General features: G+C 71.5%; 23 protein-coding genes and 1 tRNA gene. 21 read left to right on the top strand and 3 right to left on the bottom strand.

The annotated features are described in order from the left end of the window. Positions 1–36 precede the first annotated feature (36 nt). Positions 37–1,245, bottom strand: coding sequence for a M20 metallopeptidase family protein (locus NFX31_RS14495; protein ID WP_262956030.1), 1,209 nt, complete (start codon positions 1,243–1,245; stop codon positions 37–39). A 157-nt stretch (positions 1,246–1,402) separates the two neighbouring features. On the opposite strand from NFX31_RS14495, the gene NFX31_RS14490 reads away from it, so the two are divergent. The 11 genes from NFX31_RS14490 (at position 1,403) to NFX31_RS14440 (ending at position 11,633) form a co-directional block, all read left to right on the top strand. Beyond that, positions 1,403–2,083, top strand: coding sequence for a FadR/GntR family transcriptional regulator (locus NFX31_RS14490; RefSeq protein ID WP_045249422.1), 681 nt, complete (start codon positions 1,403–1,405; stop codon positions 2,081–2,083). Between the two features lie 93 nt (positions 2,084–2,176). Then, positions 2,177–3,226: a pyridoxal phosphate-dependent aminotransferase gene (locus NFX31_RS14485; RefSeq protein WP_262956029.1), complete on the top strand. Its 1,050-nt coding sequence runs from the start codon at positions 2,177–2,179 to the stop codon at positions 3,224–3,226. 238 nt (positions 3,227–3,464) lie between these two features. Further along, on the top strand, positions 3,465–5,240 hold the full coding sequence (locus NFX31_RS14480) for an ABC transporter permease (protein WP_262956028.1): 1,776 nt from the start codon (positions 3,465–3,467) through the stop codon (positions 5,238–5,240). A 20-nt stretch (positions 5,241–5,260) separates the two neighbouring features. After that, positions 5,261–6,379 carry an ABC transporter substrate-binding protein gene (locus NFX31_RS14475; RefSeq protein ID WP_045249419.1) on the top strand — a complete coding sequence of 373 codons (1,119 nt, stop codon included), beginning with the start codon at positions 5,261–5,263 and terminating at the stop codon, positions 6,377–6,379. 40 nt (positions 6,380–6,419) lie between these two features. Further along, positions 6,420–7,592, top strand: a complete 1,173-nt coding sequence (locus NFX31_RS14470) for an ABC transporter ATP-binding protein (RefSeq protein WP_045249418.1) — start codon at positions 6,420–6,422, stop codon at positions 7,590–7,592. A gap of 26 nt (positions 7,593–7,618) precedes the next feature. Continuing rightward, entirely contained in the window at positions 7,619–8,884 is a 1,266-nt protein-coding gene (locus tag NFX31_RS14465) for an amidohydrolase family protein (RefSeq protein ID WP_052674159.1), read from the top strand. Position 8,885: 1 nt separating this feature from the next. After that, positions 8,886–9,200, top strand: a complete 315-nt coding sequence (locus NFX31_RS14460) for a hypothetical protein (RefSeq protein WP_045249417.1) — start codon at positions 8,886–8,888, stop codon at positions 9,198–9,200. Further along, positions 9,197–9,586 (top strand): Rieske (2Fe-2S) protein, encoded by a 390-nt coding sequence (locus tag NFX31_RS14455; RefSeq protein WP_262956027.1) that lies wholly within the window; start codon positions 9,197–9,199, stop codon positions 9,584–9,586. The genes NFX31_RS14460 and NFX31_RS14455 overlap by 4 nt, the downstream gene beginning before the upstream one ends. Positions 9,587–9,689: 103 nt before the next feature. Further along, complete coding sequence (locus NFX31_RS14450; protein ID WP_262956026.1) at positions 9,690–10,190, top strand: amino-acid N-acetyltransferase; 501 nt, start codon at positions 9,690–9,692, stop codon at positions 10,188–10,190. 61 nt (positions 10,191–10,251) lie between these two features. After that, entirely contained in the window at positions 10,252–10,926 is a 675-nt protein-coding gene (locus NFX31_RS14445; RefSeq protein ID WP_262956025.1) for a hypothetical protein, read from the top strand. A gap of 296 nt (positions 10,927–11,222) precedes the next feature. Continuing rightward, positions 11,223–11,633, top strand: a complete 411-nt coding sequence (locus tag NFX31_RS14440; protein WP_091479743.1) for a dehydrogenase — start codon at positions 11,223–11,225, stop codon at positions 11,631–11,633. A gap of 133 nt (positions 11,634–11,766) precedes the next feature. Here the strand turns inward: NFX31_RS14440 and radA are convergent, their stop codons facing one another. Continuing rightward, positions 11,767–13,134 carry a DNA repair protein RadA gene (gene radA / locus NFX31_RS14435; RefSeq protein WP_045249412.1) on the bottom strand — a complete coding sequence of 456 codons (1,368 nt, stop codon included), beginning with the start codon at positions 13,132–13,134 and terminating at the stop codon, positions 11,767–11,769. A 280-nt stretch (positions 13,135–13,414) separates the two neighbouring features. Here radA and NFX31_RS14430 point away from each other — a divergent pair, with 280 nt between their 5' ends. From NFX31_RS14430 to cydD, 7 genes are all read left to right on the top strand, one after another. Then, positions 13,415–14,647 carry a molybdopterin molybdotransferase MoeA gene (locus tag NFX31_RS14430; protein ID WP_045249411.1) on the top strand — a complete coding sequence of 411 codons (1,233 nt, stop codon included), beginning with the start codon at positions 13,415–13,417 and terminating at the stop codon, positions 14,645–14,647. A 5-nt stretch (positions 14,648–14,652) separates the two neighbouring features. Further along, complete coding sequence (gene mobA / locus NFX31_RS14425; RefSeq protein WP_262956024.1) at positions 14,653–15,429, top strand: molybdenum cofactor guanylyltransferase; 777 nt, start codon at positions 14,653–14,655, stop codon at positions 15,427–15,429. After that, positions 15,426–15,707 (top strand): DUF6457 domain-containing protein, encoded by a 282-nt coding sequence (locus tag NFX31_RS14420; protein WP_045249409.1) that lies wholly within the window; start codon positions 15,426–15,428, stop codon positions 15,705–15,707. The genes mobA and NFX31_RS14420 overlap by 4 nt, the downstream gene beginning before the upstream one ends. 156 nt (positions 15,708–15,863) lie before the next feature. Next, positions 15,864–16,577: a helix-turn-helix transcriptional regulator gene (locus tag NFX31_RS14415; protein WP_262956023.1), complete on the top strand. Its 714-nt coding sequence runs from the start codon at positions 15,864–15,866 to the stop codon at positions 16,575–16,577. Continuing rightward, positions 16,564–17,976, top strand: coding sequence for a cytochrome ubiquinol oxidase subunit I (locus NFX31_RS14410; RefSeq protein WP_045249408.1), 1,413 nt, complete (start codon positions 16,564–16,566; stop codon positions 17,974–17,976). The genes NFX31_RS14415 and NFX31_RS14410 overlap by 14 nt, the downstream gene beginning before the upstream one ends. Before the next feature lie 16 nt (positions 17,977–17,992). Beyond that, a complete protein-coding gene (gene cydB / locus NFX31_RS14405) occupies positions 17,993–19,018 on the top strand; it encodes a cytochrome d ubiquinol oxidase subunit II (RefSeq protein ID WP_262956022.1) in 1,026 nt (341 codons plus the stop codon). A 144-nt stretch (positions 19,019–19,162) separates the two neighbouring features. Further along, the gene (cydD, locus tag NFX31_RS14400) at positions 19,163–22,615 is read left to right on the top strand and encodes a thiol reductant ABC exporter subunit CydD (RefSeq protein ID WP_262956021.1); all 3,453 of its coding nucleotides are present in this window, start codon (positions 19,163–19,165) and stop codon (positions 22,613–22,615) included. Positions 22,616–22,698: 83 nt separating this feature from the next. Here the strand turns inward: cydD and NFX31_RS14395 are convergent, their stop codons facing one another. Continuing rightward, positions 22,699–23,070, bottom strand: coding sequence for a DUF4406 domain-containing protein (locus tag NFX31_RS14395; RefSeq protein ID WP_248700360.1), 372 nt, complete (start codon positions 23,068–23,070; stop codon positions 22,699–22,701). A 47-nt stretch (positions 23,071–23,117) separates the two neighbouring features. Here NFX31_RS14395 and NFX31_RS14390 point away from each other — a divergent pair, with 47 nt between their 5' ends. The 3 genes from NFX31_RS14390 (at position 23,118) to NFX31_RS14380 (ending at position 25,195) form a co-directional block, all read left to right on the top strand. Continuing rightward, a complete protein-coding gene (locus NFX31_RS14390; RefSeq protein WP_045249360.1) occupies positions 23,118–23,873 on the top strand; it encodes a DeoR/GlpR family DNA-binding transcription regulator in 756 nt (251 codons plus the stop codon). A 70-nt stretch (positions 23,874–23,943) separates the two neighbouring features. Next, complete coding sequence (locus tag NFX31_RS14385; RefSeq protein WP_045249361.1) at positions 23,944–24,996, top strand: hypothetical protein; 1,053 nt, start codon at positions 23,944–23,946, stop codon at positions 24,994–24,996. 108 nt (positions 24,997–25,104) lie between these two features. Beyond that, positions 25,105–25,195: transfer RNA gene (locus NFX31_RS14380), tRNA-Ser, on the top strand. Positions 25,196–25,385: the final 190 nt, after the last annotated feature.

Genomic DNA, 25,385 nt, shown 5'->3' with positions numbered 1-25,385 from the left:
CGTCCGACGCGCGCGGGCACGTCCTGCGGACCGGGGTCATCCGCGGTCGGCGCCCACGTGCCCGAGCGCGAGCGCGGCGAGCGCGGCCGCCTGGTCTGCGAGGATCCCGTCGTCGAACACCGCGCGGGGGGAGTGGTTCATCTCCGCCTCGTCGGGGTCGATCCCCTCCGGCGTCGCGCCGACGAAGAGGAACGCGCCCGGCACCTGGGCGAGCACGGCGGAGAAGTCCTCGGAGGCCATGGAGGGCTCCGTCGCGTGCAGCGCCCGGCCCTCGCCGAGGAGCGCGCCGATCGTCGCGAGCGCTCGCTCCGCGCACCTCTCGTCGTTGACGGTGACGGGATACACGGTGCGGAACGAGACCTCGGCCCGGCAGCCGTGCGCCGCGGCGATCCCCTCCGCCAGCGCAGGAAGCTCCGCTTCCAGCACGCGCCGGCTGCGCTCCGAGAGGATGCGGATGGTGGCCCCGAGCGAGGAGGTGTCGGGGATCGCGTTGATGATCTCGCTCCCGGAGAGCTTGGTCACGGACAGGACGATCGGATCCGAGACGGGGAATCGCCGGGTCGCGAACGCGTGCAGGGCGAGGACGATCTGCGCGACGGCCGGCACCGGATCGACCGCCTGCTGCGGACGGGACCCGTGACCGCCGCGGCCCTCGACCACGATCTCGAGTGCGCAGGCGCCCGCCATGATCGTCCCGCCGCGGGTCGAGAAGACCCCGGCGGCGCCGGGGAGCACATGCACGCCGTACGCTGCCTCGACGCGGGGTCCCGCGGCGTCGAGCACGCCCTCGCGGATCATCCGGAGGGCTCCGCCCCCGGCCTCCTCGCCGGGCTCGAACATGAGCACGACCGAGCCGGCCATCCGATCCCGCCGCGCGGCCAGCAGCCGGGCGGCGCCGACGAGCCCCGCGGTGTGCAGGTCGTGTCCGCACGCGTGCATGATCCCGTCCGTGCGGGAGGAGTAGGGGAGCCGGGTGCGCTCCGGCACGCGGAGGGCGTCCATGTCGGCACGCAGCAGCACGGCGGGGCCAGGGCGGGAACCGTGCACCACGGCCGTGATCGAGGAGAAGTCCTCGGTGCCCGTGGTGACCGCGAGACCGAGGCCGTCGAGCGCCTCCCGTACGGCGCGCTGCGTCCGGGGGAGGGCGAAACCCGCCTCGGGATGCGCGTGCAGCGTGCGACGCAGGGCGATGAGGTCGGGCAGGAGTGCTCCCGCGTCCGCGCGGAGTGCGAGGGGATCCGCCATGGGGGCTCCTTCGTCCCAGGTCGACGATCCGTGGCCGCCGATGCCGATTGGATATGATGAATATATCCAATAGATGGTGCGCCGAGGCGGGTCACCTCATACTCTGTACTCACGCGTGACCGGCTCGGGGTCACCGCAGGGATCACCGGGGGAAGTCATGACGCAGATCACCAACGCCGCCGTCGCCGTGCAGGTGGCGAAGTCGCTCGAGGACGAGATCGTCTCGGGGGGCTGGAAGGCGGGGCACTTCATCGGGAGGCGGCAGGAGCTCGCCACCCGGTTCGGGGTGGCCCCCGCGACCCTCGGTGAGGCGATCCAGCTGCTGCGCTCGCGCGGCGTCGTGGACGCGAAGCCCGGCCCCGGCGGCGGCATCTTCGTCGCATCGCGTTCGCCGTTCATGCAGCTCAGCGACCAGCTGCTGCAGCTGCGCGAGGGCAAGGCGACCGCGAGCGACTGCCTCCGCGTGCTGGACGCCCTGGACGGCCTCGTGCTGCACGATGCGATCGAGCACGCGAGCGACGACGACATCGCCGAGATCGCGACGCTCGCCGAGCGGCTCCAGGCTGTGTGGGGCACCGAGGCGGGCCCGTCGGCGATCTGGGCGCTGCATGCGCGGATCGCCGAGATCACGCCGAACGAACTGCTGCGCAGCCTCTACACGAACCTCGTCGACTACATCATCGCCGAGCAGCTCGAGGGTGCTACGGCGCCCAGCACGCCCGAGCGTCTGCGGACCCACCTGGACTTCGCGGAAGCCGTGGAGCGGCGCGACCACGCCCTTGCGCGCTCCGCGGCCGAGCGGCACCGGCATTCCTCGGTCGCCACCCTCCTCTCCTGACGATCCGAGGAGCTCGGCGGGTTGACAGGGCGGCGCGTCTTCAATAATGTTCATATTCATTATTAAGAATTAACTTCCGCCCGAGGAGGACGCATGCCGCTCGAGTTCCGAGGCGTCGTCGACGAGATGCTGCAGACCCCGAATCGTCCCGCCGGGGCGACCCCGCCGCCGATCCGGCTCTCGCAGAACGAGATGCCCTGGACGCCCTCGGCGCCGATCGTGGCGGCCATGTCCGCGGCGGTCGAGACGTCGCACCGCTACCCCGACTACCACCGCGCCGCCGCGCGAGCCGCGATCGCGGACGCACTCGGCGTCGACCCCGACCGGGTGGCCGTCGACAACGGCTCCGGCTCACTGCTCCACGGGCTCGCCCGGCTCGTCTGCGAGCCCGGGGTTCACGGCGTGTACCCCGCGCCGTCCTTCGAGGCGTACAAGGCGGCCCTCTCGCTCGCCGGCGCCGACGCGTCCGCCGTGGGGCTGGCCGACGACGGGGCGATGGACCTGCCGGCGATGGCCGCCGCGATCCGCCCCGAGACGCGCATCGTCTACCTCTGCAACCCGAACAACCCCACCGGCGGACTCATCCCGGTCGAAGGCCTGCGGGCCTTCCTGCGGGGCGTGCCGGAGAGCGTGATCGTCGTGCTCGACGAGGCGTACCGGGAATTCGTGACCGACGAGCCCGTCGAGGCCACGCTGCCGCTGCTGGACGAGTTCGAGAACCTCGTGATCCTGCGCACGCTCTCGAAGTCGCACGGTCTCGCCGGCATCAGGGCCGGGTACGCAGCGGCCTCGGAGCGGATCGCGGAGGCGCTGCGGCGCACCTCCGTCGGCTTCGCGCTGAACGGGATCGCCGAGGCCGCGCTCATCGCGGCCTTCAGCCCGGAGGGCATCGAGATCGCCGCCAAGCGGGTCGCCACCATCGTCATGGAGCGCGCGCGCATCGTGCGGGCGCTCGACGAGGCCGGCGTGGAGGTCCTCCCGAGCCAGTCCAACTTCCTCTTCCTCCCGGGCGACGCGAGCGCCCTCATGGCCCGGTTCGCCGAGCAGGGCGTGCTCGCCCGCCCGTTCCCGAACGCGGGCGGCGTCCGTGTGACGGTGGGCCTGCCCGCCGAGAACGACGCCGTCCTGGCCGCCCTGCTCTGAACCGCCGATCGATCCCCGGCGCGTCGCGATCGCGCGCCGGGGATCGCCGACCGACACGATCGCACCCCCGGCGGACCGGGTTCCGACACCGTGTCGGATCGCCCGGGAAGGACTTCGGAGCCGGGCCCGATGAGGCCCGCGCAACGGCTTCCTACGCTGACAACACGACAGACGGAGCGGTCTGATCCCGGGTGACCGGGGGTCTCGGATCCGCTCTCGCGAACGGAAGAAGAGGGCAGTGACGGCAAGCGACTTCGAACGCGACCGGCGAGCATCGATCCGGCGCTCGCTGACCGGCGGGTTCGGCTGGACGGTGTTCCTCGCCGCCCTGACGCTCGTGTTCGTCTATCCGGTCTCGATGATCGCGATCGGCGCCTTCCGCGACGGCCTCCCGTCGGACGACCTGCCCTTCACGATCGGCGGACTGGTCGCGGCGTTCCAGGATCCCGAGACCTGGAAGACCATGGGCAACTCGCTGCTGCTCGTGGTCGTCTGCGGCACGATCTCGGTCGCCGGCGGCGGGCTCTTCGCCTGGATCGCGGCGAACACCAACGTGCCGGGGCGGCGACTGCTGACCCCGCTGATGGCGGTGAACCTGTTCGTGCCCCCGCTGTTCCACACGCTCGGCTGGATCATGCTCGGCAACCCGCAGAACGGGCTGCTGAACCAGTTCGGGCGCATGCTCGGCATGCACGGCCCGATCATGAACATCCAGAGCTGGGGCGGCCTGTTCCTTCTCATGTCGCTGGGGTACATGCCGTTCGCATACCTGCTCATGCTCGGCGCCTTCAAGAACCGCGACCAGTCGCTCGACGAAGCGGCCGCGATCAGCGGGGCCGGAGCGGTGCGCACCTTCTTCACGATCACGATCCCGTCGGTGGGACCCGCGATCACCGGAGCCGCGATCCTCATCGCCGTCCTCGTGTTCCAGTCCTTCGACAGCCCGCAGCTGATCGGGCGCCAGGCCAACATCTTCGTGTTCTCGACGCAGATCTTCCACTACGTGCGCGATCAGGCGCCGGCCGAGTACACGAAGGCCTTCGCGCTGTCTCTCGTGCTCATCGTGCTCGTGCTGCTGCTGTTCCTTGCCCAGCGCTGGATCCTGCGGGGCCGCAGCTTCACCACCCTCACCGGAAAGACCTCGCGGCGCGAGCCGCAGGAACTCGGCCCGGTGCGCTGGGTCCTGTCCGCCCTCATCGTCGTGTTCCTGCTGCTGAACGTGATCCTGCCGCTGTTCGCCATGATCCTGGGCAGCCTGCAGCCGATCTTCGGCGTCGTGAGCACCGGACTCACGTTCGACAACTACGTGCAGATGCTCACAGATCCCGAGTTCAGCTCGAGTCTGGGCCTCACCGCCTGGCTCGCTGTGATCGGCGGGTTCGGATCGATCGCGGTCGCGCTGCTCACCACGTACGTCACGGCGCGCCGGACCGGCTTCATCCGCTCCTACACGTCGTTCTCGGTGTGGATCCCGTGGGCGCTGCCGGGCATCGTCCTGGCCTTGGCGTACATGTTCGCGGTGCTCTACGTGCCGGCGTTCCGGGGGCTCTACGGCACGGCATTCCTCATGACCCTCGTGCTCATCGTCGCCACGATCCCGGTCTCCAGCAGGATCGCGGAGGGCGCCCTCGCCCAGCTCTCGCCCGAGCTCGAGGAGGCCGGACGCACGTCCGGGGCAGGATCCTGGCGGGTGCTGCTCACGATCGTGCTGCGGCTCGTCGTGCCCAGCTTCCTGTCGGGCTGGTTCCTGTCCGCGCTCTTCATCGCGGGCAACCTGTCGGTGCCGATGCTGCTCGCGCCTCCGGGGCTCCAGCCGGTCTCACTGACCGCCTTCCAGCAGTTCCTCCAGGGCAACATGTCGCAGGGCGCCGCCCTGTTCATGATCATCCTCGTCGCGGCCATGGCCGTGCTCGCGTTCGCCGCGGGATCCATGAAACTCGCCGCGGTCCTCCGCGCCCGCGCCGGCCGCTCGGGCCGCGCCCCCTCAGTCCCCCTCACCCGGATCACCCCTTGACACACCCGAGAGGAAGAATGATGACGTTCTCCCGCACCACCCTCCGCCTCGCCACGGCCACCCTGGCCATCGGCGCACTCGCCGCCCTGACCGCGTGCTCCTCCGGCACGGCCGCGGCCAAGCCCGACACTCCGATCGAGGTGCCCGGGACCAGTGCCGCGGGCAACAAGCACATGAACGACCTGTACAGCAAGGCCGTCGCCGACGGGAAGACGGACATCGTGGTCTACGGGCCCAGCGTCTCCTCCCAGAAGGCGCTGTTCAAGGCGTTCACGGACCGCTTCCCCGGCATCAAGGTCGTTCAGCAGGACCAGCCGGACGCGCAGAGCATCACCAAGATCGAGACTGAGGCGCAGAGCGGCAACCGTATCGCCGACATCTACGACGGCGGCGAGTCGCCGCAGGTCGCCGCGAAGGCAGATCTGTGCACCAAGGCCGACGTGCAGACGGCGCCGGACGGCTTCGAGATCCCGACGAACTTCGACGGACGCCTCACCTACTACGCGATGCGCTACTTCGTGTTCGTCTACAACACCGACACGGTCAAGGAGAACGAGGCCCCGAAGAACTGGAAGGACCTGCTCGACCCGAAGTGGAAGGGCAAGATCACGGTCGGCGACCCGACGGTGCCGGGCGGGATCCGCTACATCCTCACGTCGCTCATGGTGCCCGAGAGCGCCGACAAGTGGGGCAAGCCCTACGTCGAGGCGCTCGCGAAGCAGGACGTGCAGTTCGCCCAGTCCGAGCCGAACGTCCCCGCCGACGTCGCCAGCGGCCGCTTCCCGATCGGGATCGCGGTCTACCAGGGCTTCTACGAGGACGTGAAGGCGAAGGGCGGCCCGATCGCCGCGGTGTTCCCCCTCGATGACGGCGGCAACTTCATGTCCCGCACCGGCATGTGCATCGTGAACAAGGCCCCGCATGCGGACGCCGCGCAGCTCTACATCAACTGGCTGTACTCGCCGGAGGGGCAGAAGGCGCTCGCCGAGAAGAACAAATCCTACGGCTGGACGCCGGACGCACCCGGCCCGCAGGGCGCGCCGGCGCTGAGCAAGCTCGGGCGTCTGCCGTTCTCCAACCCCGACCCGAACTTCAACCAGCCCTACTTCGACTTCATCAACACGCAGTTCAAGAAGTAGCGCTCGGCCCCGACCCCCACACGAGAGAGCACTGATCGGCATGACTGAGGTCCAGGTATCCGGACTGACCAAGCGCTACGGCGGCAAGACCGCTCTGCACGGATTGGATCTGACGATCGGATCCGGCGAGTTCGTCACCCTGCTCGGTCCTTCGGGCTGCGGCAAGACGACGACGCTGCGGTGCCTGGCCGGTCTCGAGCGCCCCACCGGTGGTCGCATCAGCATGGGCGATCGCATCGTCGTCGACACCGACCGGCGCACCTTCGTGCCGGCCGACAAGCGGCAGGTGGGCATGGTGTTCCAGAGCTACGCGCTCTGGCCGCACATGAGCGTGGCGGAGAACGTCGCGTACCCGCTCAAGGTCGCGAGGGTGGGGGCGGCCGAGCGCCGCACCCGCGTCGCGGACATGCTCTCCGCCGTGGGCCTCGCGGACTTCGAGAAACGTCCGGTCACCGCCCTGTCGGGTGGCCAGCAGCAGCGGGTGGCTCTCGCCCGCGCGCTGGCCGCCCGGCCGGGCATCATCTTCTACGACGAGCCGCTCTCCAACCTCGACTCCAAGCTGCGCTACCAGATGGGCCAGCAGGTCCGCGCGCTGCACAACCAGTTCGAGACGACCTCGGTCTACGTCACGCACGATCAGGAGGAGGCCATCACGCTCTCCGACCGGATCATCGTGATGAGCGAGGGGTCCATCGTGCAGGACGGGACACCCAGCGAACTGTACGACCGGCCGAACTCGGCGTACGTCGCCGACTTCATGGGCTTCCAGAACATCCTGCCCGGCACGATCCGCGCTGTGCGCGACGGCATCGCCGACGTCGAGGTCGACGGGACCTCGCTCGTCATCGCCGGGGTCGTGACCGGCGAGGCCGCGCCGGGGGAGCGGGCCGACATCGCGTTCCGGGCGGCGCACGCCCGGCTCATGCCCGCCGCCGAGCTCGCACCCGCCGCCGGGCGGTTCGCCGCGGTCGTCGAGCGCACCACGTACCTCGGCAGCGCCGTCAACCTCCTCGTCCGCGCCGATGGGCTGCCCCTGCGGGTCCGCGTCGAGACGGGCGAGATGGCCGCCGACGCGGTGCCGCACCCGGGCGACGGATACGGCTTCGCCGTCAACCCCGCTCGTGCCGTCGTCATCCCGCACCGGGTCGCCGCGGCGCCCTCGGAGGACGACTACCTGACCACCATGACCGATGCGATCGTCGCCGCCCACTGAGCGGACGAAGCCCGAGAGGAATACCCATGAGTGACCTGCCCACGCCCCGTTCCGACGCGCCGCGGATCCGCGAGCTCGCCGAGATCGGCGGCCGCTCGGACACGAGAGACGTGCTCGCCCACGCGACCAAGCAGGCGCGGGACGACTACGACGATTACTTCATCGTCGACATCGACGCCCACGTCTCGGAGGATCACTTCTGGGGGGAGGTGCTCGACCTCATCGACAACGACGTCTGGCGGGATCTGGGCATGAGCCAGTACGCCGGCTTCGCCGGCAACAACGCGCTCCTGAACATCCAGCCGGGCATGTCGCACCAGAGCGTCGGCGGACGCATCGGCCACCAGGGCCGGAAGGAGCCGGTCGAGGGCACGGAGGGGCATCCCTTCGTCACCGCCGCCCGGCGCGGCATGGACGCGATGGGCCTCGACTACCAGGTCGTGTTCCCCAGCGCGATGCTGCTGCTCGGCATGCACCCGCAGGACGAGGTCGAGGTCGTTCTGGGCCGGGCGTTCAACCGCTGGCTCACCGAGGTGATCCTGCCGCCGAACCCGCGCCTCAAGGGCATGCTCTACCTGCCCTACAACACCCCGGAGGTGTGTGAGGAGCTGGTCGAGAAGTACGCGGACAACGAGGGCATCATCGGCTACACGGTGTGCTCGACGCGCAACAACCCCGTGCACTCCGACGTCTACACGCGCCTCTACAAGCTCATCGAGGACAGCGGCAAGCCGCTCGCCTTCCACTCGGGCTACCACTGGGGGGACCCGTCGTTCGCGCAGCTGAACCGCTTCCTCTCCATGCACGCCCTCTCGTTCACGCACTACAACCAGATCCACGTCACGAACTGGATCATCAACGCCATGCCGGAGCGCTTCCCGAAGCTCAAGATGGTCTGGGTCGAGAGCGGCCTGGCCTGGATCCCCTTCCTCATGCAGCGGCTCGACCATGAGGTCCTCATGAGGCCGAGCGAGGCACCCGGTCTCAAGCGCCTCCCGAGCGAGTACATGAAGGAGATGTGGTACACCACCCAGCCCATGGAGCGCACGAACATGGAGCTCCTCGAGGCGACCATGAAGTCGTTCAACGCCGAGACCCAGCTGCTCTACTCATCCGACTGGCCGCACTGGGACTGGGACGCGCCGTCCACGATCACGCGCCTGCCGTTCCTCTCAGAACAGGCCAAGCGCAACATCCTCGGGCTGAACGCCGCGCGCGTGTTCAACCTCCCCACCGACCGCAAGAAGCCCTCCGCGGAGCGCGTGCTCCTCGAACGACCCGGGATCTCCTGACATGACTGAGAACACCATCACCACTGTCCCCGACATCGCCGAGCTCTCGGCCGTCATCACCCGCCTCGGCGAGCTCGTGCAGCACGTCGGTGACCAAGAGCTCGGCGCCGAGGTCTCCGACGAGCAGATCGCCGACGTGCTCTACGCGGCCGCGCGGCTGTTCTCTGCCAAGACCGACCGCGTCGGCAAGATCGCGTGGCCGATCCGCGAGGATGCGCTGAACGCGACCGAGACCGTCGTGCTCGTCACGGCGCTCCTGGATGCCGCCGATGTGAACCTCTTCGACATGGCGATCTGGTACCGGAGGGCCGAATGAGCGCGCAGGTCGTCCGACGCGACGTCGTGGTCGCCAGCCTCGCGGACCTGCAGGAGCGAGAGCGGATCGTCGTCGACGTCGAGGGCACCGAACTGGGCCTGTACTTCTACGCCGGGGAGGTGCGCGCCTGGTACAACGTCTGCCCGCACCAGGGCGGGCCGGTCTGCCAGGGCAAGACCATGCCGCGTACTGTGCAGCTCGTGCGGGGCGAAGGCGGCCTGAAGAGCGGCGGGCCGGGGTTCCACCCCACCGATCGCAACATCGTGTGCCCGTGGCACGGTTTCGAGTTCGACATCCTCACCGGCAAGCACCCGGTGGATCACCGCGTCGGCCTGCGTCCGATCCCCGTGCGCATCGACGCCGACGACGTGATCGTCACGGTCTGACTCGACCGGTGCGTCTCCTCGGCCCGGCCGCCCCGCTCGCGAGCGCAGGGCGGCCGGGCCGCGTCGTTCGGGCGGCACCGGGCGGCGGTCGTAGGCTGGAGGGATGAGCGACTACCTCGTCCGGCCCGCGCGGGCCGGTGACGTCCAGGGCATCTACGCGCTGCTGGAGCCGCTCGTCGAGCGACGGATCCTGCTCGGCAAGGACATCGCGGTGCTCTACGGCGCCGTGCAGGAGTTCGTGGTCGCGGAGGCCGACGGCGCGCTGATCGGGTGCGGTGCCCTGCACGTCATGTGGGAGGACCTGGGGGAGGTGCGCACCCTGCTCGTCAAAGACGAGTGGAAGCACCACGGCGTCGGGCGGGCGATCGTCGATCAGCTGGAGGCACATGCCAAGGTCCTCGGACTCAGCCGCCTGTTCTGCCTGACCTTCGAGGTCCCCTTCTTCGAGCGCCGCGGATTCGCGCCGATCGGGGAGCAGGTCGTGGATCCGGACGTGTACACCCAGCTGCTGCGCAGCGGGGACGAGGGTGTCGCGGAGTTCCTCGACCTCGCGCACGTGAAGCCCAACACGCTCGGCAACACGCGGATGCTGAAGCATCTCTGAAGCCGACGACGAACCGGGCGTCATCCAGGGTGCGGCAGGAAGCGCCGCATAACCTGGAAGCATGACCCCTCGCCAGTCCGCCGCCGTCTATCGTCGACGCCGGATCGTGGTGCTCGGGGCCGTCATCGTCGTGCTCGCTCTGCTGATCGCTCTCGTGTGGGCGCTCACCGCGCGCGGCGGATCGGGAGCCACCCCGACTCCGGCGCCGAGCTCGCCGACGTCCACGCCGACGCCCAGCGCCCCGCCGGCCACGCCGGATCCGACTGCCGACGCGAGCCCCGATCCCGGTGCGACCTCCGCGCCGACCAGCACCGCGGACGCGGGGCCGGTTCCGTGCACGGCCGCCGAGGTGCAGGTCACCGCCGTGACCGACCATGACACCTACTCGCCCGACGAGAACCCGCAGCTGTCGATCTCGCTCACGAACAAGAGCGCCAAGGACTGCACGATGAACGTCGGCACGACAACGCAGGTGTTCACGATCACGAGCGGCAGCGACACCTGGTGGCGCTCGACCGACTGCCAGCAGACGCCGAGTGACGCGGTCCAGACGATCAAGGCGGGCGCGACCATCACGAGCTCGACCCCTGTGGTGTGGGACCGGACGCGCTCCAGCGTGGACACCTGCGAGGCCACGGATCGCCAGCGCGCACCGGGCGGCGGCGCCGCCTACCGGCTGACGGTGGCGATCGGCGGGTTCCAGAGCACCAACCCGCTGCAGTTCCTGCTGAACTGACCGCCGCGAGGTCCGCGACGCGCGCGAATTGCGGCCGAAACTGCGCAACTGATGGGAAACGGTCGCCCCGGACCGTCCTTTGGGATACCATAGGAAAGGTCTTCGACATCTTGACGGGTCGCCATCCCCAGTGGCTTCGACAACTCAGCGTCCCCAGCGCATCGTCGTCCGTCCTCGAAGACGCGAGGGCCTCTTCTCCATCTGTCCCCAAGCGATGGAAGAAGGGGTCCTCCTCTCTTTCTCCGGGCAGGACGCCTCCCGTCCGGCGGGAGCGCCGTCTCTCGTAAGGTGGAACGATGGCCGCGAAGAAGTCGAAGAAAAAGGCTCCCGCCGCCTCGGAGTTCCGCTCCGAGGCTCTCGCGCAGGCGCTGGAGAAGCAGGACATGGCGGCCGTCGCGCTGGCGCTGCGCAACGGGAACACCGTCGTGCCGCTCATCCGTCCCGGTGCCAGGGACAACCCGCTCGACGGCGGCGAGGTGTGGACGTACCGCGATCCGTCCACCGGGGACGTCGCGCTGCTGCTGTTCAGCGACGCGAAGAACAAGCCCGCCAACCTTCCCCCCGGCGTCGGCATCTACTCGCCGGCGTGGCTGCGCTCGTTCCTCACCGCGCACCGCGACGTGATCACGACCGTGTTCCTCGACATCGCCGGCCCGCATCCGATGCAGGCCCCGCCCGCCGAGCTGCTCCGCGCCCTCGACGCCTGACCCCGCCCCCGCCGCGCCGCGCTTCCCTACCTTCCGTCTATTTGCGTCAACCTGTGGTGCTGGGCCCTCTGAAACCGCAGTTTGACGCAAATAGACGGAGCGGGACGGGGCGCTCGGGCGCGGGCGCGGCGGGTCAGAACGCGGGGACCTCGTCGTCGAGCCGCCGCGGCGCGCGGTGCGCCTTAACGTCGCCGAGGGCGCCGCGCAGCGTGGCCGAACGGTCATCGACCACGTGCGCGTAGCCGAGACGGGCCGCCTCCGAGCGGCGCTGCGCCGCCTGCGTGACGGCGCGCACCTCGCCCGCGAGGCTCAGCTCGCCCACGGCCGCGAGCGTTCGGGGCACCGCGTCGTTGGTCAGGGATCCGGCCACCGCGATCGCGATCGCGAGGTCGGCGGCCGGCTCCGTGAACCGCACGCCGCCGACGGTCGAGACGTACACGTCCTTGTCGCTGGTCTTGAAGCCCGCCCGTCGCTCGAGCACCGCGAGCACCATCGCGACACGCGACGAGTCGAGTCCGTTCACCACGCGGCGCGGGTTGGGCGCCTGGGTCGGAATGGTCAGCGCCTGCACCTCGACCGGCATCGCCCGCCGGCCCTCGAGCGCGATCGCCACGCAGGTGCCGGGCTCGGGGCGTCCGCGGGACAGGAACAGGCTCGACGGATCCGGAACCTCCGCGATGCCGGATCCGGTCATCTCGAAGCAGCCCACCTCGTCTGTGGGCCCGAAGCGGTTCTTCAGCGCGCGGATGAAGCGCAGCGACGTCTGCCGGTCGCCCTCGAAGTGGCAGACCACGTCGACCAGGTGCTCCAGGATCCGCGGACCCGCGACCTGGCCGTCCTTCGTGACATGGCCCACGATGACGATCGGCAGATCCCGCTCCTTGGCCACCCGGATCAGGGCGGCGGCGACCTCGCGCACCTGTGCGGGCTGACCCGCGGCGCCGTCCGACAGCGCTGAGGCGACCGTCTGCACCGAGTCGACGATCACGAGCTCGGGGGAGACCTCCTCGATGTGGCCCAGGATCGTGCCGAGATCCGTCTCGGCGGCGAGATACAGCTCGTCGTGGAGGGCCCCGGTGCGCTCAGCGCGCAGCCGTACCTGCGCGGTGGACTCCTCGCCGCTCGCGTACAGCACCCGGCGGCCCGCTCGGGCACCGGCGGCCGCGACCTCGAGCAGCAGCGTCGACTTGCCGACGCCGGGCTCGCCGCTGAGCAGGATCGCCGCTCCGGGCACGATGCCGCCGCCCAGGACGCGGTCGAACTCGGCCACTCCGCTCGACCGCCGCGGCGACTCGGCCGATGTGAGCGAGGTGATGGGCCGCGCCTGACGCCCGGCGGCCGGGGCGGTCGCCTCGACGCGCCGCACGATCCCGGTCTGTGCGGCCTGCTCCGCCACGGTGCCCCACTGCTGGCACTCGCCGCAGCGGCCCACCCACTTCGCCGTCGTCCAGCCGCACTCGGTGCAGACGTACGCGGGGGCGGAGGGTTTCCGGGAGGCCATGGGTTCAGGCTATCCGGGACCGCCGACAGCGCGGGGCAGCGGCCGCGGCCCGACACGACGCAGGAGAAGGCAGGTGGATGGGTGCGGATCCAGCCGTCATGCCCGGGATCTCCTGCGTTGTGCTCTGGCGGGCGGCGACGTGGTGGACGCGCGACGGCGCGGGCGATGACAGTGCGGACGGGCGACAGTGCGGGTCGGGTCCGGGGACAGGGATGGCGTCGGACAGGGACGTCGCCCCCGCCGAACCCGTACGCTCGGAGGCACTGACGAAGGAGCGCGCATGGGGCAGGGCAGCACGTACCGCACGGTCGAGGAGCAGCAGGAGCGGGTGCTCGCCGCCGTGCGCCCCCGAGAGCCGGAGACCGTGCCGATCGCCGAGGCGGGCGGGCGGGTGCTCGCGGCCGACGCCCATGCGGCGAACCCGGTGCCGGCCTTCGACAACTCCGGCATGGACGGGTTCGCGGTGCGCTTCACCGACGTCGCGAGCGCGGCCGACGGATCGCCCGTGACCCTGCGGGTCACGGCGGACCTTCCGGCCGGAAGCGCGGAGGATCCGCCTCTCGCCCCGGGTTGCGCCGTGCGCATCATGACCGGATCCGCCCTGCCGACCCAGGCCGACACGATCGTGCCCTTCGAGGACACGGCCGGCGGGCTCGCCGACTCCCTGGAGACGGCCGTGGTGCGGCGAGCGCCGCGGGAAGCGGGAGCGCACGTGCGTCGCGCCGGAGCCGATGCGGCCGCGGGCGCGCTGGTGCTCCCGGCCGGCACGCTGCTGGGCCCGCGGCAGGTGTCCGCGCTCGCCTCCGTCGGCGTCGCCGAGGTGCAGGTCGCGCCCCGCCCGCGGGTGGCGGTCGTGTCGACGGGATCCGAGCTGGTCCCGCCCGGCGCGCCCCTGCGCCGCGGACAGATCCCGGAGTCGAACTCGCTCCTGCTGTCGGGTCTCGCCGCCGAGGCCGGGGCCGAGGTCGTGCTGCGCACCGTGGTCGGCGACGAGGGCGACGGCCCTGCGGACGCGGTTGCGCACGCCACTCGGCGGGGCGCCGATGTGGTGATCTTCTCGGGCGGGGTGAGCGCCGGAGCCTATGAGCCCGTGCGGCAGAGCCTCGCCGGTGTCATGGAGTTCGGACCCGTGGCGATGCAGCCCGGCAAGCCGCAGGCGTTCGGCGTGACCCCCGAGGGCGTGCTCCTGTTCGGGCTGCCGGGCAATCCGGTCAGTGCGGCCGTCTCGTTCGAGACGTTCGTGCGCCCGGCGCTGCTGAGCCTGCAGGGCCGCAGCGCCGTCTTCCGCCCGGTGCGTCGCGTGCCGGCGGGGGCTGCGTGGCGCACGCCCCCGGGCCGCCGCCAGTACGTGCCCGCCGTGGTCGTCGACGGTGCGGTCGTGCCGGCGTCGCGGGGAGGATCCGGATCGCACCTGAGCGTCGGGCTCGGCGGGGCGACCGCGTACGCCGTGGTGCCGGCCGAGATCGACGAGGTGCAGGTGGGCGATCTCGTCGACGTGATGGATCTGGACTGAGCGTCATGTCCGCATCCGCCCCGTCGGGGGGCTCCGCACCCGTGGCCGCCGTCGTGCTCGTGGGCGGCCGGGCGCGACGGATGGGCGGGGCCGCGAAGCACCTGCTCCCGCTCGGAGGCTCCACGCCCTGGCGTCGGGCCCTCTCCGCACTGGCCGACCACGGGATCGCCCCGGTCGTCGCCGTCGGACCAGCCCCGGACGAGACCGCTCCCGAGGCCGGCGCGAAGGGCGCGGGTGCGGTGATCTGGGTGCGGGAGGAGCCTCCGTTCGGCGGTCCGGTCGCGGCGCTGGCCGCCGCTCTCGCGCTTCCGGCGCTCGCGCGCGCCGAGGAGATCCTGCTCCTGGCGGGAGACCTGGCCCATCCCGAGGCCGTCGTGACCCGCCTCATGTGCCGGGATCCGACCCCCTCCGCTCCGTCACTGGTCGCCGATTGCGGACATGAACCCCGCAAAGCCGCAATCCGCGGCCCGCGAGCAGCTGGGACCCTGCCTGAGGGGGTGGCGTCCGAGGGGGAGGGCGCCCTTCCCGACGGATCCGCCGCTGGCGTCGTGTTCCGGGCCGAGGGGCGGCCGCAGTGGCTCGCCGGACGCTATCGCGTCGCCGCGGTGCGGGCGGCGCTCGCCGCCCTCGGGGAGGTCGAGGGCGCCTCCTGCCGCGCGCTCCTCGGCGGCCTTCCGATCCGATGGATCCCGGACGAGGATGGGACCAGCGCCGACATCGACACCCCCGACGACCTCGCACGCGCCCGCGCCGACGCCGACCGATCAGAGGAGCCCGCATGACCGAGAACGACCGCACGCTTCCCCCGGAGGCGCTCGACGACTGGGCGGCCGTGCTGCGCGAGCGGTTCGCCCTCGCGGAGGATGATCTGCCGATCGCGCTGATCCTCGACCTCGCCCGCGACGTGGCGAACGGCGTGGCCCGCCCGGCGGCTCCGTTCAGCGCGTTCGTGGCCGGCCTCGTCGCCGGACGTGCGGGCGGCAGCCCCGGCGACGTGCGCGCCGTGGTCGCCGCGATCTCCGAACTGGCGCTCGCCCACCGGTCCGATCCGGGGACCTGATCCGCGCGGAGAGGATCCCGTTCCGCGCGGAAAGGCGCCCCCGCCGGGGCCTGGATCCGTGAACCGCATGGTCGCGATCCGAAGCTCCTATCGCGCGGGACATTATTCACGGCCGCACGACCCTTCCGAAGGCGGGGGCGATGCGAGTATGGAGCCATGGCCAGCGCCGGGCCCGTCTGCGGGCCGATCTCCAGTTATTCGCGTGTGCGGATCCTGCACCTCGTGCAGTCGCGACCCCGCCGCACGATCGGCGAGCTGTGCGAGGCGACCTCGCTGCACCCGAACACCGTGCGCGAGCATCTGCAGCGGCTGATCGAGGGCGGCTACGTCGTGCAGGCCACCGAGCACCGCACCACCCGGGGCCGGCCGCGCGTGCTGTACAGCGCGGCCACCGGGGCTCCCGGGGCCACGAGCCCGGTCGCGCAGCAGAAGGCGGGTGCCGCCGCCCGCCGGGGTGACCTGCTGCGCCGCATGCTGCAGACGGATCCGTCCGAGCTCGGGCGCCCCGCCACCTATCAACTCGACGCCCTCGTCGAGCATCTCGAGGAGAGCGGCTTCGATCCCGTCATCGACGAGGACCGGCTCACGGTCGAGCTGACCCCGTGCCCGCACGCCGCCGCGCGTCCCGAGCACCGGCCGGTGCTGTGCCAGGTGCACCTGGGCCTCATGCAGGGCGTGCTGGCGCAGGCCGGCGGCCCTCTCGCCGCGCGCTGCGTGCGTTCGGCCGCCCGCCCCGAGGAATGCACGGTGGAGCTGGTCCGCACCGGATCCGGCGATGCCGATCCGTGCGATCCCCGACTGAGCACGGCAGAATTCGACGACAGAGCAGGATCCGCGAACACAGGAGGCGTCGCGCATGGACTGGCTTGATCCCCTCGTCCTGTCCCGGTGGCAGTTCGGGCTGACGACCGTCTACCACTACCTGTTCGTGCCGCTCACGATCGGCATGGCCACGGTCACCGCGATCTTCCAGACGGTGTGGGTGCGCACCGGGAAGATCGAATATCTGCACCTCACCCGCTTCTTCGCGAAGATCTTCCTCATCAACTTCGCCATGGGCGTCGTGACCGGCATCGTGCAGGAGTTCCAGTTCGGCATGAACTGGTCGGACTACTCGCGCTTCGTCGGCGACGTGTTCGGCGCGCCGCTCGCGTTCGAGGGGCTCCTCGCCTTCTTCCTCGAGGCGACGTTCATCGGCCTGTGGATCTTCGGCTGGGACAAGCTGCCGAAGAAGGTGCACCTCGCGACGATCTGGGGCACCGCGATCGGCACGATCCTGTCGGCCTACTTCATCATCGCCGCCAACGCGTTCATGCAGAACCCGGTCGGCTACACGTACAACGCGGCGACGAACCGCGCCGAGCTCACCGACTTCTGGGCGCTGCTGACCAACAAGGTCGCGCTCGCCGCGTTCCCGCACACGATCTTCGGCGCGCTGATGTTCGCGACCGGCGTCGTGATCTCGGTCTCGGCCTGGCACATCTCCCGCGGGCAGCACGTCGACACGCTGCGGCCGGCGCTGAAGTTCGGCCTGTGGGGCATGCTCGTCGCGACGGCGGGCGTCGTCCTGTCCGGCGATCAGCTGGGACTCGCGATGGTCAGCACCCAGCCGATGAAGATGGCCGCCGCGGAGGCGATGTTCAACTCGAGCTGCGGGGCGGACGCCTCGTTCTCGCTGTTCTCGATCGGCACGCCCGACGGCACCGGCGAGATCTGGTCGCTGCGGGTGCCGTATCTGCTCGCCTTCCTGTCGACGCACGACCTGAACGGCTGCGTGGAGGGCATCAACGACCTGAACGCGCAGTACGCGCAGCAGTTCGCCTCCACCGGGCTCACCGAGTTCACCCCTGTGCTGTGGATCACCTACTGGGCGTTCCGCTGGATGATCGGCCTCGGCATGCTGCACGCCTTCATCGCCCTCGTGGGTCTGTGGATCACGCGCAAGGGCGCCAAGAAGCCGCCGGCGCCCTGGATGTGGAAGATCGCGATCTGGTCGTTCCCGCTCGCCCTCGGCGCCAACATCGTCGGCTGGGTCTTCACCGAGATGGGGCGTCAGCCCTGGATCGTGTTCAGTCTCATGACGACGAAGAACGGCGTCTCGCCGGGGGTGAGCGGCGTCGAGGTGCTCATCTCGCTCATCGCCTTCACGCTGATCTACGCCTCTCTCGCTGTCGTCGAGGTCGGGCTCATCGTCCGGGCGGCCAAGAAGGGGCCGGATACCACCGAGAAGCATGACGAGGACGCGCCCGTCCCGTCGGTCGTGTACTGAGGAAGGAGAGACGGACATGGATCTCGCAACGCTCTGGTTCTGGATCGTCGCCCTGTTCTTCGTGGGCTACTTCGTGCTCGACGGCTTCGACTTCGGCGTCGGGATGTCGCTGCCGTTCCTCGGCAGGGACGACGTGTCCCGCCGCCAGGTGATCAACACCATCGGCCCCGTGTGGGATCTCAACGAGACCTGGGTGATCGTGGCGGGCGCGTGCCTGTTCGCCTCGTTCCCGGAGTGGTACGCGTCGCTGTTCAGCGGCTTCTACCTGCCGCTGCTGCTGATCCTGCTCGCGCTCATCCTGCGCGGCGTCTCGTTCGAGTACCGGCACCAGAAGGACGACCCGCGCTGGCGCCGCCGTTTCGACACGATGATCATCATCGGATCCGCCGTGCCCGCACTGCTGTGGGGCGTCGCGTTCGGGAACATCGTGCAGGGCGTCGCGCTCGACGAGCGGCACATCTTCCGCGGGACCGTGTTCGACCTGCTGAACCCGTACGGCCTCCTCGTGGGCGTGACCACCCTGCTGCTCTTCTTCCTGCACGGGCTGTACTTCGTGGCGCTGAAGACCGACGGCGTCGTGCACGAGCGCGCCCGGCGCGTGGCCCGGCTGGCGGCACTGCCGACCGTGCTCGCTGCCGCGGGCACCGTGGTGTGGACGATCGTGATCGCCGCGGGGCGCCCGTCGCTGCTGGGGGCCGTGATCGCGCTCGGCGGCGTCGCCGCGGTGTCCCTCATCGCGTCGGTCGTCCTCTCGCTGCGCGGACGGGACGGCTGGGCCTTCGCGGCCGGGGTCGTGACGATCCTCACCGCGGTGCTCATGCTCTTCTCGGCCCTGTTCCCGAACGTGCTGCCGTCGACGATCGATCCCGCGAACTCGCTGACGATCCAGAACGCGTCCAGCACGCCGCTCACCCTGCAGATCATGAGCTGGACGGCGCTCATCGCGATGCCGCTCGTCCTGGCCTACCAGACGTGGACGTACTGGGTGTTCCGCAAGCGCGTGCGCCGGTCGACGATCGAGGCGGCGCCCGCGCACGCATGACGCCGACGCTCACGACGCACACCGCGCACACCGCGAGGACGGCTGCAGGATCCGGCGACGGATGCCGGGCGTTCTCCCCGGATCGATCCGGCACGCGTCGCCGGATCCGGCAGCCGTCGCGCCGGGCGCGGCGACGGTGAGCCGATGAAGCCGATCGATCCGCGGCTGCTGCGCTGGGCGCCCGCTGCGCGGACGTACCTCGCCGTGTCGGCGGGCATCGCCCTCGTGCAGACGGCGGTCGTCATCGCGTTCGCCGGCCTGCTCGCGACCGGCATCACCGCCGTCGCGGAGGGGCGCTCGCCGGCCGGCGCGCTGCCGTGGCTCGCGCTGGTCGTGGTCGTGCGCGCCGTGCTGCTGTGGGTCTCGGAGGCCTGGGGCGCCAGGGCCGCGGCGCAGACCGGGCGAGAGCTGCGCGACGCCCTGCTCGACGCGATCGCACGGCGAGGGCCCGCGTGGCTGGGCGAGCGCAACCGCTCAGCGTTGGCGGTGATCGCGGGTCACGGCCTCGACGCGCTGGATCCGTACTTCGCCCGCTACATCCCGCAGCTCGTGCTCACCGCGATCGCGACGCCGGTGATCGTCGTCGTGATGTGGTGGCAGGACTGGCCGAGCGGGCTCGCGGCCGTGGTGACGCTGCCGCTCATCCCGCTGTTCCTGATCCTGATCGGCATCGCCACGCGCGGTGTGCAGCGGCGGCAGCTGACCGTGCTCCAGACGCTCGCCGCGCGGTTCGCCGACACCGTGCAGGGCCTCGCGACCCTGCGGCTGTTCGGGCGGGAGCGCCGTGCCGCCGCCCGCATGCGGGAGACGGCGGAGCAGTACCGGCGCGAGACCCTGCGCGTGCTGCGGTACTCCTTCCTCTCCGGGTTCGCGCTGGAGCTGCTGTCGTCGCTGGCGGTCGCGATCATCGCGGTGTCGGTCGGGCTGCGGCTCCTCGACGGCGAGCTGACCCTCGGCGTCGGGCTGTTCGTCCTGCTCCTGGCGCCCGAGGCGTTCCTGCCGCTGCGGCAGGTGGGCGTGCAGTTCCATGCCGCGGCCGAGGGCGTCGCCGCGACCGAGGACGTGTTCGAGATCCTGGACGCGTCTGCCGCGCCTCCCGCCGGCGCTCACGGAGCGATGTCGGTCGCGACACCGCCCTCCGGACAGCCGACATCGCTCCTCGACACGGGATCCGGGATCCGGCTGGTCGTCGACGGGGTCGCGGTGCGCCACGGGGAGCGACGGCTGCCCGAGGTGTCGTTCACGGCTGAGCCCGGCACGGTCACGCTCCTGGAGGGGCGCAGCGGATCCGGCAAGTCGAGTCTGCTCGCGGCGCTGCGCGGCGCGGTCGCGTACGACGGGTCGATCCGCGTGGACGGCGCGGCGACGGCGGATCCGTCCTCGTGGCTCGCGTGGGCGGGGCAGCGCCCGGGCCTGATCCGCGGCACGATCGCGGCGAACGTCGCCCTCGGCGACCCCGCGCCCGACGCCGCCCGGGTGCGCGCGGCGCTCGACGACGCCGCGGCCGCCGACCTCGATCCCGCTCAGGAGCTCGGCGTGCAGGGGGCCGGGCTCTCCGGCGGGCAGGCGCAGCGGGTCGGCGTGGCCCGCGCGCTCTACCGGCTGTGGTCGGGTGCCCGCGTGCTGGTGCTCGACGAGCCCTCCAGCGCCCTGGACGCGGCGACCGAGGAACGGCTGTGGCGTGCGATCCGGCGTGCGGCCGACGGCGGCGCCACCGTGCTCCTCGTCTCGCACCGGCACTCGGCCCGCGCGATCGCCGACCGGGTGGTGCGCATCGGGGAGGCCGAGTCAGCCGCCGACACGACCCTCAGGTCCGCTCCCGGGGCAGGGAGCACCGCTTCGGGGCCGTCGGAACGGCAGCCTTCGCGACCGGAGCCGATCGCGGATCCGGAGCCGGGTCCGGGGCCGGATCCGATCCCCGATCTTCCTGCCTCGGTCGGCGGGATCCTGCGTCTCGCGATGCCCCGCGGCCGCCGCTTCGCGCCCGCGGTGCTGGCCGGCATCGTCTCCGCGGCGGCCGCTGTGGGCCTGCTGCTCGTCAGCGGCTGGCTCATCGTCAGCGCCTCGATCGTCGACAGCCTGGTGCCGCTGTCGGTGGCCATCGTCGGCGTGCGCTTCTTCGCGGTGACCCGAGCGGTGACGCGCTACCTCGAGCGTCTCGCCGGACACGACGCCGCACTCGGGCGGCTCGCGAACCTGCGCGCGGCGGTGGTGCGCCGGCTCACCCCGTTCGCTCCCGCGGGCCTCGGTGCCACCGACCGCGGATCCGTGCTCGCGGCGCTGGTCGACGACGTGGAGAACCTGCAGAACCTGCCCCTCCGCGTCGTGCAGCCGCTGCTCACCGGCGGCGTGGTCGCGGTCGTGTCGGTGGGCGTGCTGGCGCTCATCGCGCCCGCGGCGGCGGTCGCCCTGGCCGTCTGCCTGGCGATCGCGGTGGTCGGCGCGGTCGCGCTCGGCGGCTCCGCGGGCGGGCGCGCCGAACGCGCGGTCAGCCGCGACCGTGCGGAGCTCGCCGGTGCCCTCGTCGACGAGCTCACGGCGCTCGACGTGCTGCAGGCCTACGGCGCCGAGCGCGTCGCGCGTGAGCGGATCCGCTCCGCCGACGCCTCCCTCCGGCGCACCGTCACCCGGGCGGCGGTCGCGCAGGCGCTGTCGTCCGCGGTGGTCTCGCTCGCCGCCGGTGCGGCCTCGATCGCCGCGCTCGCCCTCGCCGCGCCGGGGCAGCCGGGCGGCGCCGTCGACGCGCCCTGGTTCGCCGTGGCCGTGCTGCTGCCGATGGCGGTGTTCGACGTGTTCTCTGCCGTGCCGCAGGCCGCGTCGGCCTGGCGCGGGGTGCGCGCGAGCGCGGAGCGCATCCACGGGCTGCTGCCCGCGACGCTGCCGTCCGAGGTGCGCGACGACGACGGCGTGCCCCCGCATGGCGGCGCGATCGCCGGGGGAGCCCTGCGTCTGCGGGGCGTGACCGCCTCCTGGCCCGGGGCCGCCACTCCGGCGCTGCGCGACCTGGATCTCGACGTGGCGCCGGGGGAGCGGATCCTCGTGACCGGATCCAGCGGCGCGGGCAAGTCCACCCTCGCCGCGGTGCTCGTCGGCTTCCTCCGCAGCGGAGGCTCGTACCGGATCGGCGAGGACGACGCGGGCCGCGTCTCCGGGCCCGAGCTGCGCCGGCACGTCGGGCTGTGCGAGCAGGATCCGATGCTGTTCGACGAGGACATCCGCCAGAACCTCCTGTTCGCGCGGGAGACGGCGACCGATGCGGACCTGCTCGCCGTGCTCGACCGGGTCGGGCTCGCCGGCTGGGTCGCCGGGCGCGGCGGTCTCGACGCCCGCGTGGGGGAGCGGGGCGCGCTGATCTCGGGCGGCCAGGCGCAGCGCCTCGCGCTCGCCCGGGCGCTGCTGCGCGGCTTCCCGGTGCTCGTGCTCGACGAGCCGACCGCGGGAGTGGATCCCGACGCGTCGGACGCGCTGCTGCGCGACCTCCTCGGCGCCGCCGGGCGACAGACCGTGATCCTGGTCTCGCACGTCGCGCCGCCCGATGGCCTGGTCGACCGCGCGGTGCGGCTCGACGCCGGCCGTATCCTCCCCGTCGCGGGCTGACGTCGCGGCGTGCGTGCCGACGCCCGCGGCCGCCGCGCCGGGACCCGGGCTCGTCAGCCGGGCCCCGCGCGGTCGGACCCGGGTCAGGCCGCGATCCCCGGGATCTCGTCGAGTCGGCGGAACACGGGGATCCCGCGTCCTTCGGCGATCGCGACGTCCTGGTCGGCTCCGCGGGACTCGCCCGGAAGGCGCAGCACGGCGTCGCAGTGCTGCAGCAGGCGTTCGGCTGTCGGGTACATCACCTCGGCCGCGAGGGGGTCGCCCGGGCCGGTCGCTCCGGCGCTGGACAACACGGGCAGCGCGACCCATTCGCCGATCATCGGGATGTGACCGGCGCGGAAGATCGGCCACGCCGCCTCCTCGAGCCGGGCGAGGTTCTGCGCCATGAGGCCGGGGTCTCCGCCGGTGCCCGAGGCGTAGGGGCCGGCGATGAGGATCATGAGTGGTTTCGTCATGTCGGGTACAATACAGCAGGAACGTGCAACAATCGGAAGGAATCGGAATGCTTGCTGCGGCGCGCAAGGAGATGCTGCTCGAACGGCTCCACCGTGACGGGCGCCTCGTCGCCAAGGAGGTCGCCGCCGAACTGGGGCTGTCCGAGGACAGCATCCGCCGGGATCTGCGGGAGCTGGATGCGGCGGGACTCGCCGTGCGGGTCTACGGCGGTGCCCTTCCTGCCTCGCCGGCTGTCGTCGACTACGGCAGGCGAGCGGCGGTGTCGCCGGCCAGCAAGGAGCGGGTCGCCCGCGCGGCCGCAGCCCTCATCGAGCCCGGCGCGACCGTCATCCTCGACGGCGGCACGACGACCCTCGCCGTCGTCGCCGCGCTCCCGCTCGACAGGTCGTGCACGGTCATCACGCACAGCCCGACGATCGCCGCGGCCCTGCTCGACCATGCCGCAGACGTGTTCCTCATCGGCGGACAGCTGTTCAAGCACTCCGCGGTCGCCTGCGGTGCGGCGGCGATGGAGGCCGCGCAGCGGATCAGCGCCGACCTGTTCCTGCTCGGCGTCACGGGCGTGCATCCCACGACGGGTCTCACCACGGGGGATCCGGACGAGGCGGCGATGAAGCGGGCGCTGGCGGCGCGGGCCGCCGAGACGTTCGTCCTGGCGAGCGAGGAGAAGCTCGGAGCGGCGTCGCGGTTCGGCGTCCTGACGCTCGACGAGGTCGCAGGCGTCGTCACGGATGTGCCCGCCGACGACCCGACCGTCCGCGCGCTCGCGGAGGCCGGGGTCCGCATCGTCGCCGCGGACTGACCGCGCGGGAGCGGCTGGTCCCGCGAAACCGTGCGGAACCGGCGGCGTGAACGCGCCTACGCTTTTCACTATGACGAGCCCCCGAGGAGCGCTGCTGGTGGGCAGCGTGAACTACGACGACGCCGAGACCACGATGCGCACCGCGGCAGAGCTGCTCGGTCCGCGGCTGCGGCGCATCCCCGACGGCGAGGTCGGGATCCGGTTCCACTGGATCATGTTCCAGCCGGATGTGCTCGGTCAGGCCGACGGCATCGAGCGCGTGGGCGCGGAGCGGATCCCGTTCGGCGCGGGCCTCGACGCCCGCCCGCTGCGGATCGCCGGCGGGGCGGACGCCGCGTCGATCGTGCTGCCGCCGCTCGGCTATGCGGCCGCGGCGAAGGAGTCGTACGGCACGTTCCTGCGCCTGCGCGCGGAGGGGGCGATTGCCGACGACGTGCGGTTCCAGGTGTCGCTGCCGACGCCGCTCGCCGTCATCGCGTCGTTCTTCTCCGGGGATGACCGTGCGGCGATCGAGCCCGTCTACACGGCGGCGATGCTTCGCGAGCTCGCCGAGATCCTCGACGCGATCCCGCAGGCGGATCTCGCAATCCAATGGGACGTCGCGAGCGAGATCGGCATCATCGAGCGTGCGGCGGGCTACGGCAAGGTCATGGAGGCGTGGTGGCCCGGCGACCCGTTCGACGGGCTGGTCGCACGGCTGGCGGAGCTTATCGATGAGGTGCCCTCCGGCGTCGAGGTCGGTGTGCACCTCTGCTACGGCGACGCGGCCGAGAGGCACTTCATCGAGCCCGCCGATGCCGCGACCCTCGTGCGCTACGCGAACGCCGTCATCGCCGCAGCGCACCGCCCGCTCACCTGGCTGCACCTGCCGGTGCCGATCGAGCGCGACGACGACGCGTACTTCGCGCCGCTCGACGGGCTCGCCCTCGGCGATCAGACGGAGCTCTACCTCGGCCTCGTGCATCGCGAGGACGGGGCGGACGGAGCCCTCCGCCGCATCGCGGCCGCGGCGCCGCACGCGCCGCAGTTCGGCGTCGCGACCGAGTGCGGCATCGGCCGCGCTCCCGCCGGATCCACTGAGGGGATCCTCCGCACCCACGCCGAGGTCGCCGAAGCCTGGTGACCACGGTGCAGGGCCTTGCGGCCGCGAGAGGGGATCCCGTCCAGGCGACGCGCCCGGCCGGATCCGCTCGATTCGCGATCGATCCCGCGGTCGCGTAAGCTTGTCCGCGGTGACGTGTCCGAGCGGCCGAAGGTGCAACTCTCGAAAAGTTGTGTAGGGTAACCCCCTACCGTGGGTTCAAATCCCACCGTCACCGCCACCACGAAGGCCCCGAATCCCCTGGAAATACTGGGATGCGGGGCCTTCGTCATGCGCGAGCGGTGCATGGCGGTAACGCAGCGGTAACGCGCCGTAAAGCCTGTGCGCGAGTGGGTGGTTCGGCGTTCATGCCGGATAGGCTCCTGGAGCGTCCACGTCCTGCGAACTGGGCGGGGGGTGTTGCCGAGCTG

It is taken from the genome of Microbacterium azadirachtae, assembly GCF_025583665.1.
GTDB classification, from domain to species: domain Bacteria; phylum Actinomycetota; class Actinomycetes; order Actinomycetales; family Microbacteriaceae; genus Microbacterium; species Microbacterium azadirachtae.
Note: the sequence above shows the minus strand (reverse complement) of the source record. Positions and strands in the feature narration are given on the sequence as shown.

Bases quoted from the DNA above. Each gene is read 5' to 3' on its own strand.
- NFX31_RS14390 (WP_045249360.1), top strand. From the start codon at position 23,118: ATGCTTGCTGCGGCGCGCAAGGAGATGCTGCTCGAACGGCTCCACCGT.
- radA (WP_045249412.1), bottom strand. From the start codon at position 13,134: ATGGCCTCCCGGAAACCCTCCGCCCCCGCGTACGTCTGCACCGAGTGC.
- NFX31_RS14410 (WP_045249408.1), top strand. From the start codon at position 16,564: ATGGACTGGCTTGATCCCCTCGTCCTGTCCCGGTGGCAGTTCGGGCTG.
- NFX31_RS14420 (WP_045249409.1), top strand. From the start codon at position 15,426: ATGACCGAGAACGACCGCACGCTTCCCCCGGAGGCGCTCGACGACTGG.
- NFX31_RS14385 (WP_045249361.1), top strand. From the start codon at position 23,944: ATGACGAGCCCCCGAGGAGCGCTGCTGGTGGGCAGCGTGAACTACGAC.
- NFX31_RS14395 (WP_248700360.1), bottom strand. From the start codon at position 23,070: ATGACGAAACCACTCATGATCCTCATCGCCGGCCCCTACGCCTCGGGC.
- cydD (WP_262956021.1), top strand. From the start codon at position 19,163: ATGAAGCCGATCGATCCGCGGCTGCTGCGCTGGGCGCCCGCTGCGCGG.
- NFX31_RS14465 (WP_052674159.1), top strand. From the start codon at position 7,619: ATGAGTGACCTGCCCACGCCCCGTTCCGACGCGCCGCGGATCCGCGAG.
- NFX31_RS14415 (WP_262956023.1), top strand. From the start codon at position 15,864: ATGGCCAGCGCCGGGCCCGTCTGCGGGCCGATCTCCAGTTATTCGCGT.
- NFX31_RS14455 (WP_262956027.1), top strand. From the start codon at position 9,197: ATGAGCGCGCAGGTCGTCCGACGCGACGTCGTGGTCGCCAGCCTCGCG.
- NFX31_RS14490 (WP_045249422.1), top strand. From the start codon at position 1,403: ATGACGCAGATCACCAACGCCGCCGTCGCCGTGCAGGTGGCGAAGTCG.
- mobA (WP_262956024.1), top strand. From the start codon at position 14,653: ATGTCCGCATCCGCCCCGTCGGGGGGCTCCGCACCCGTGGCCGCCGTC.
- NFX31_RS14440 (WP_091479743.1), top strand. From the start codon at position 11,223: ATGGCCGCGAAGAAGTCGAAGAAAAAGGCTCCCGCCGCCTCGGAGTTC.
- cydB (WP_262956022.1), top strand. From the start codon at position 17,993: ATGGATCTCGCAACGCTCTGGTTCTGGATCGTCGCCCTGTTCTTCGTG.
- NFX31_RS14485 (WP_262956029.1), top strand. From the start codon at position 2,177: ATGCCGCTCGAGTTCCGAGGCGTCGTCGACGAGATGCTGCAGACCCCG.
- NFX31_RS14460 (WP_045249417.1), top strand. From the start codon at position 8,886: ATGACTGAGAACACCATCACCACTGTCCCCGACATCGCCGAGCTCTCG.
- NFX31_RS14430 (WP_045249411.1), top strand. From the start codon at position 13,415: ATGGGGCAGGGCAGCACGTACCGCACGGTCGAGGAGCAGCAGGAGCGG.
- NFX31_RS14495 (WP_262956030.1), bottom strand. From the start codon at position 1,245: ATGGCGGATCCCCTCGCACTCCGCGCGGACGCGGGAGCACTCCTGCCC.
- NFX31_RS14470 (WP_045249418.1), top strand. From the start codon at position 6,420: ATGACTGAGGTCCAGGTATCCGGACTGACCAAGCGCTACGGCGGCAAG.
- NFX31_RS14475 (WP_045249419.1), top strand. From the start codon at position 5,261: ATGACGTTCTCCCGCACCACCCTCCGCCTCGCCACGGCCACCCTGGCC.
- NFX31_RS14450 (WP_262956026.1), top strand. From the start codon at position 9,690: ATGAGCGACTACCTCGTCCGGCCCGCGCGGGCCGGTGACGTCCAGGGC.
- NFX31_RS14445 (WP_262956025.1), top strand. From the start codon at position 10,252: ATGACCCCTCGCCAGTCCGCCGCCGTCTATCGTCGACGCCGGATCGTG.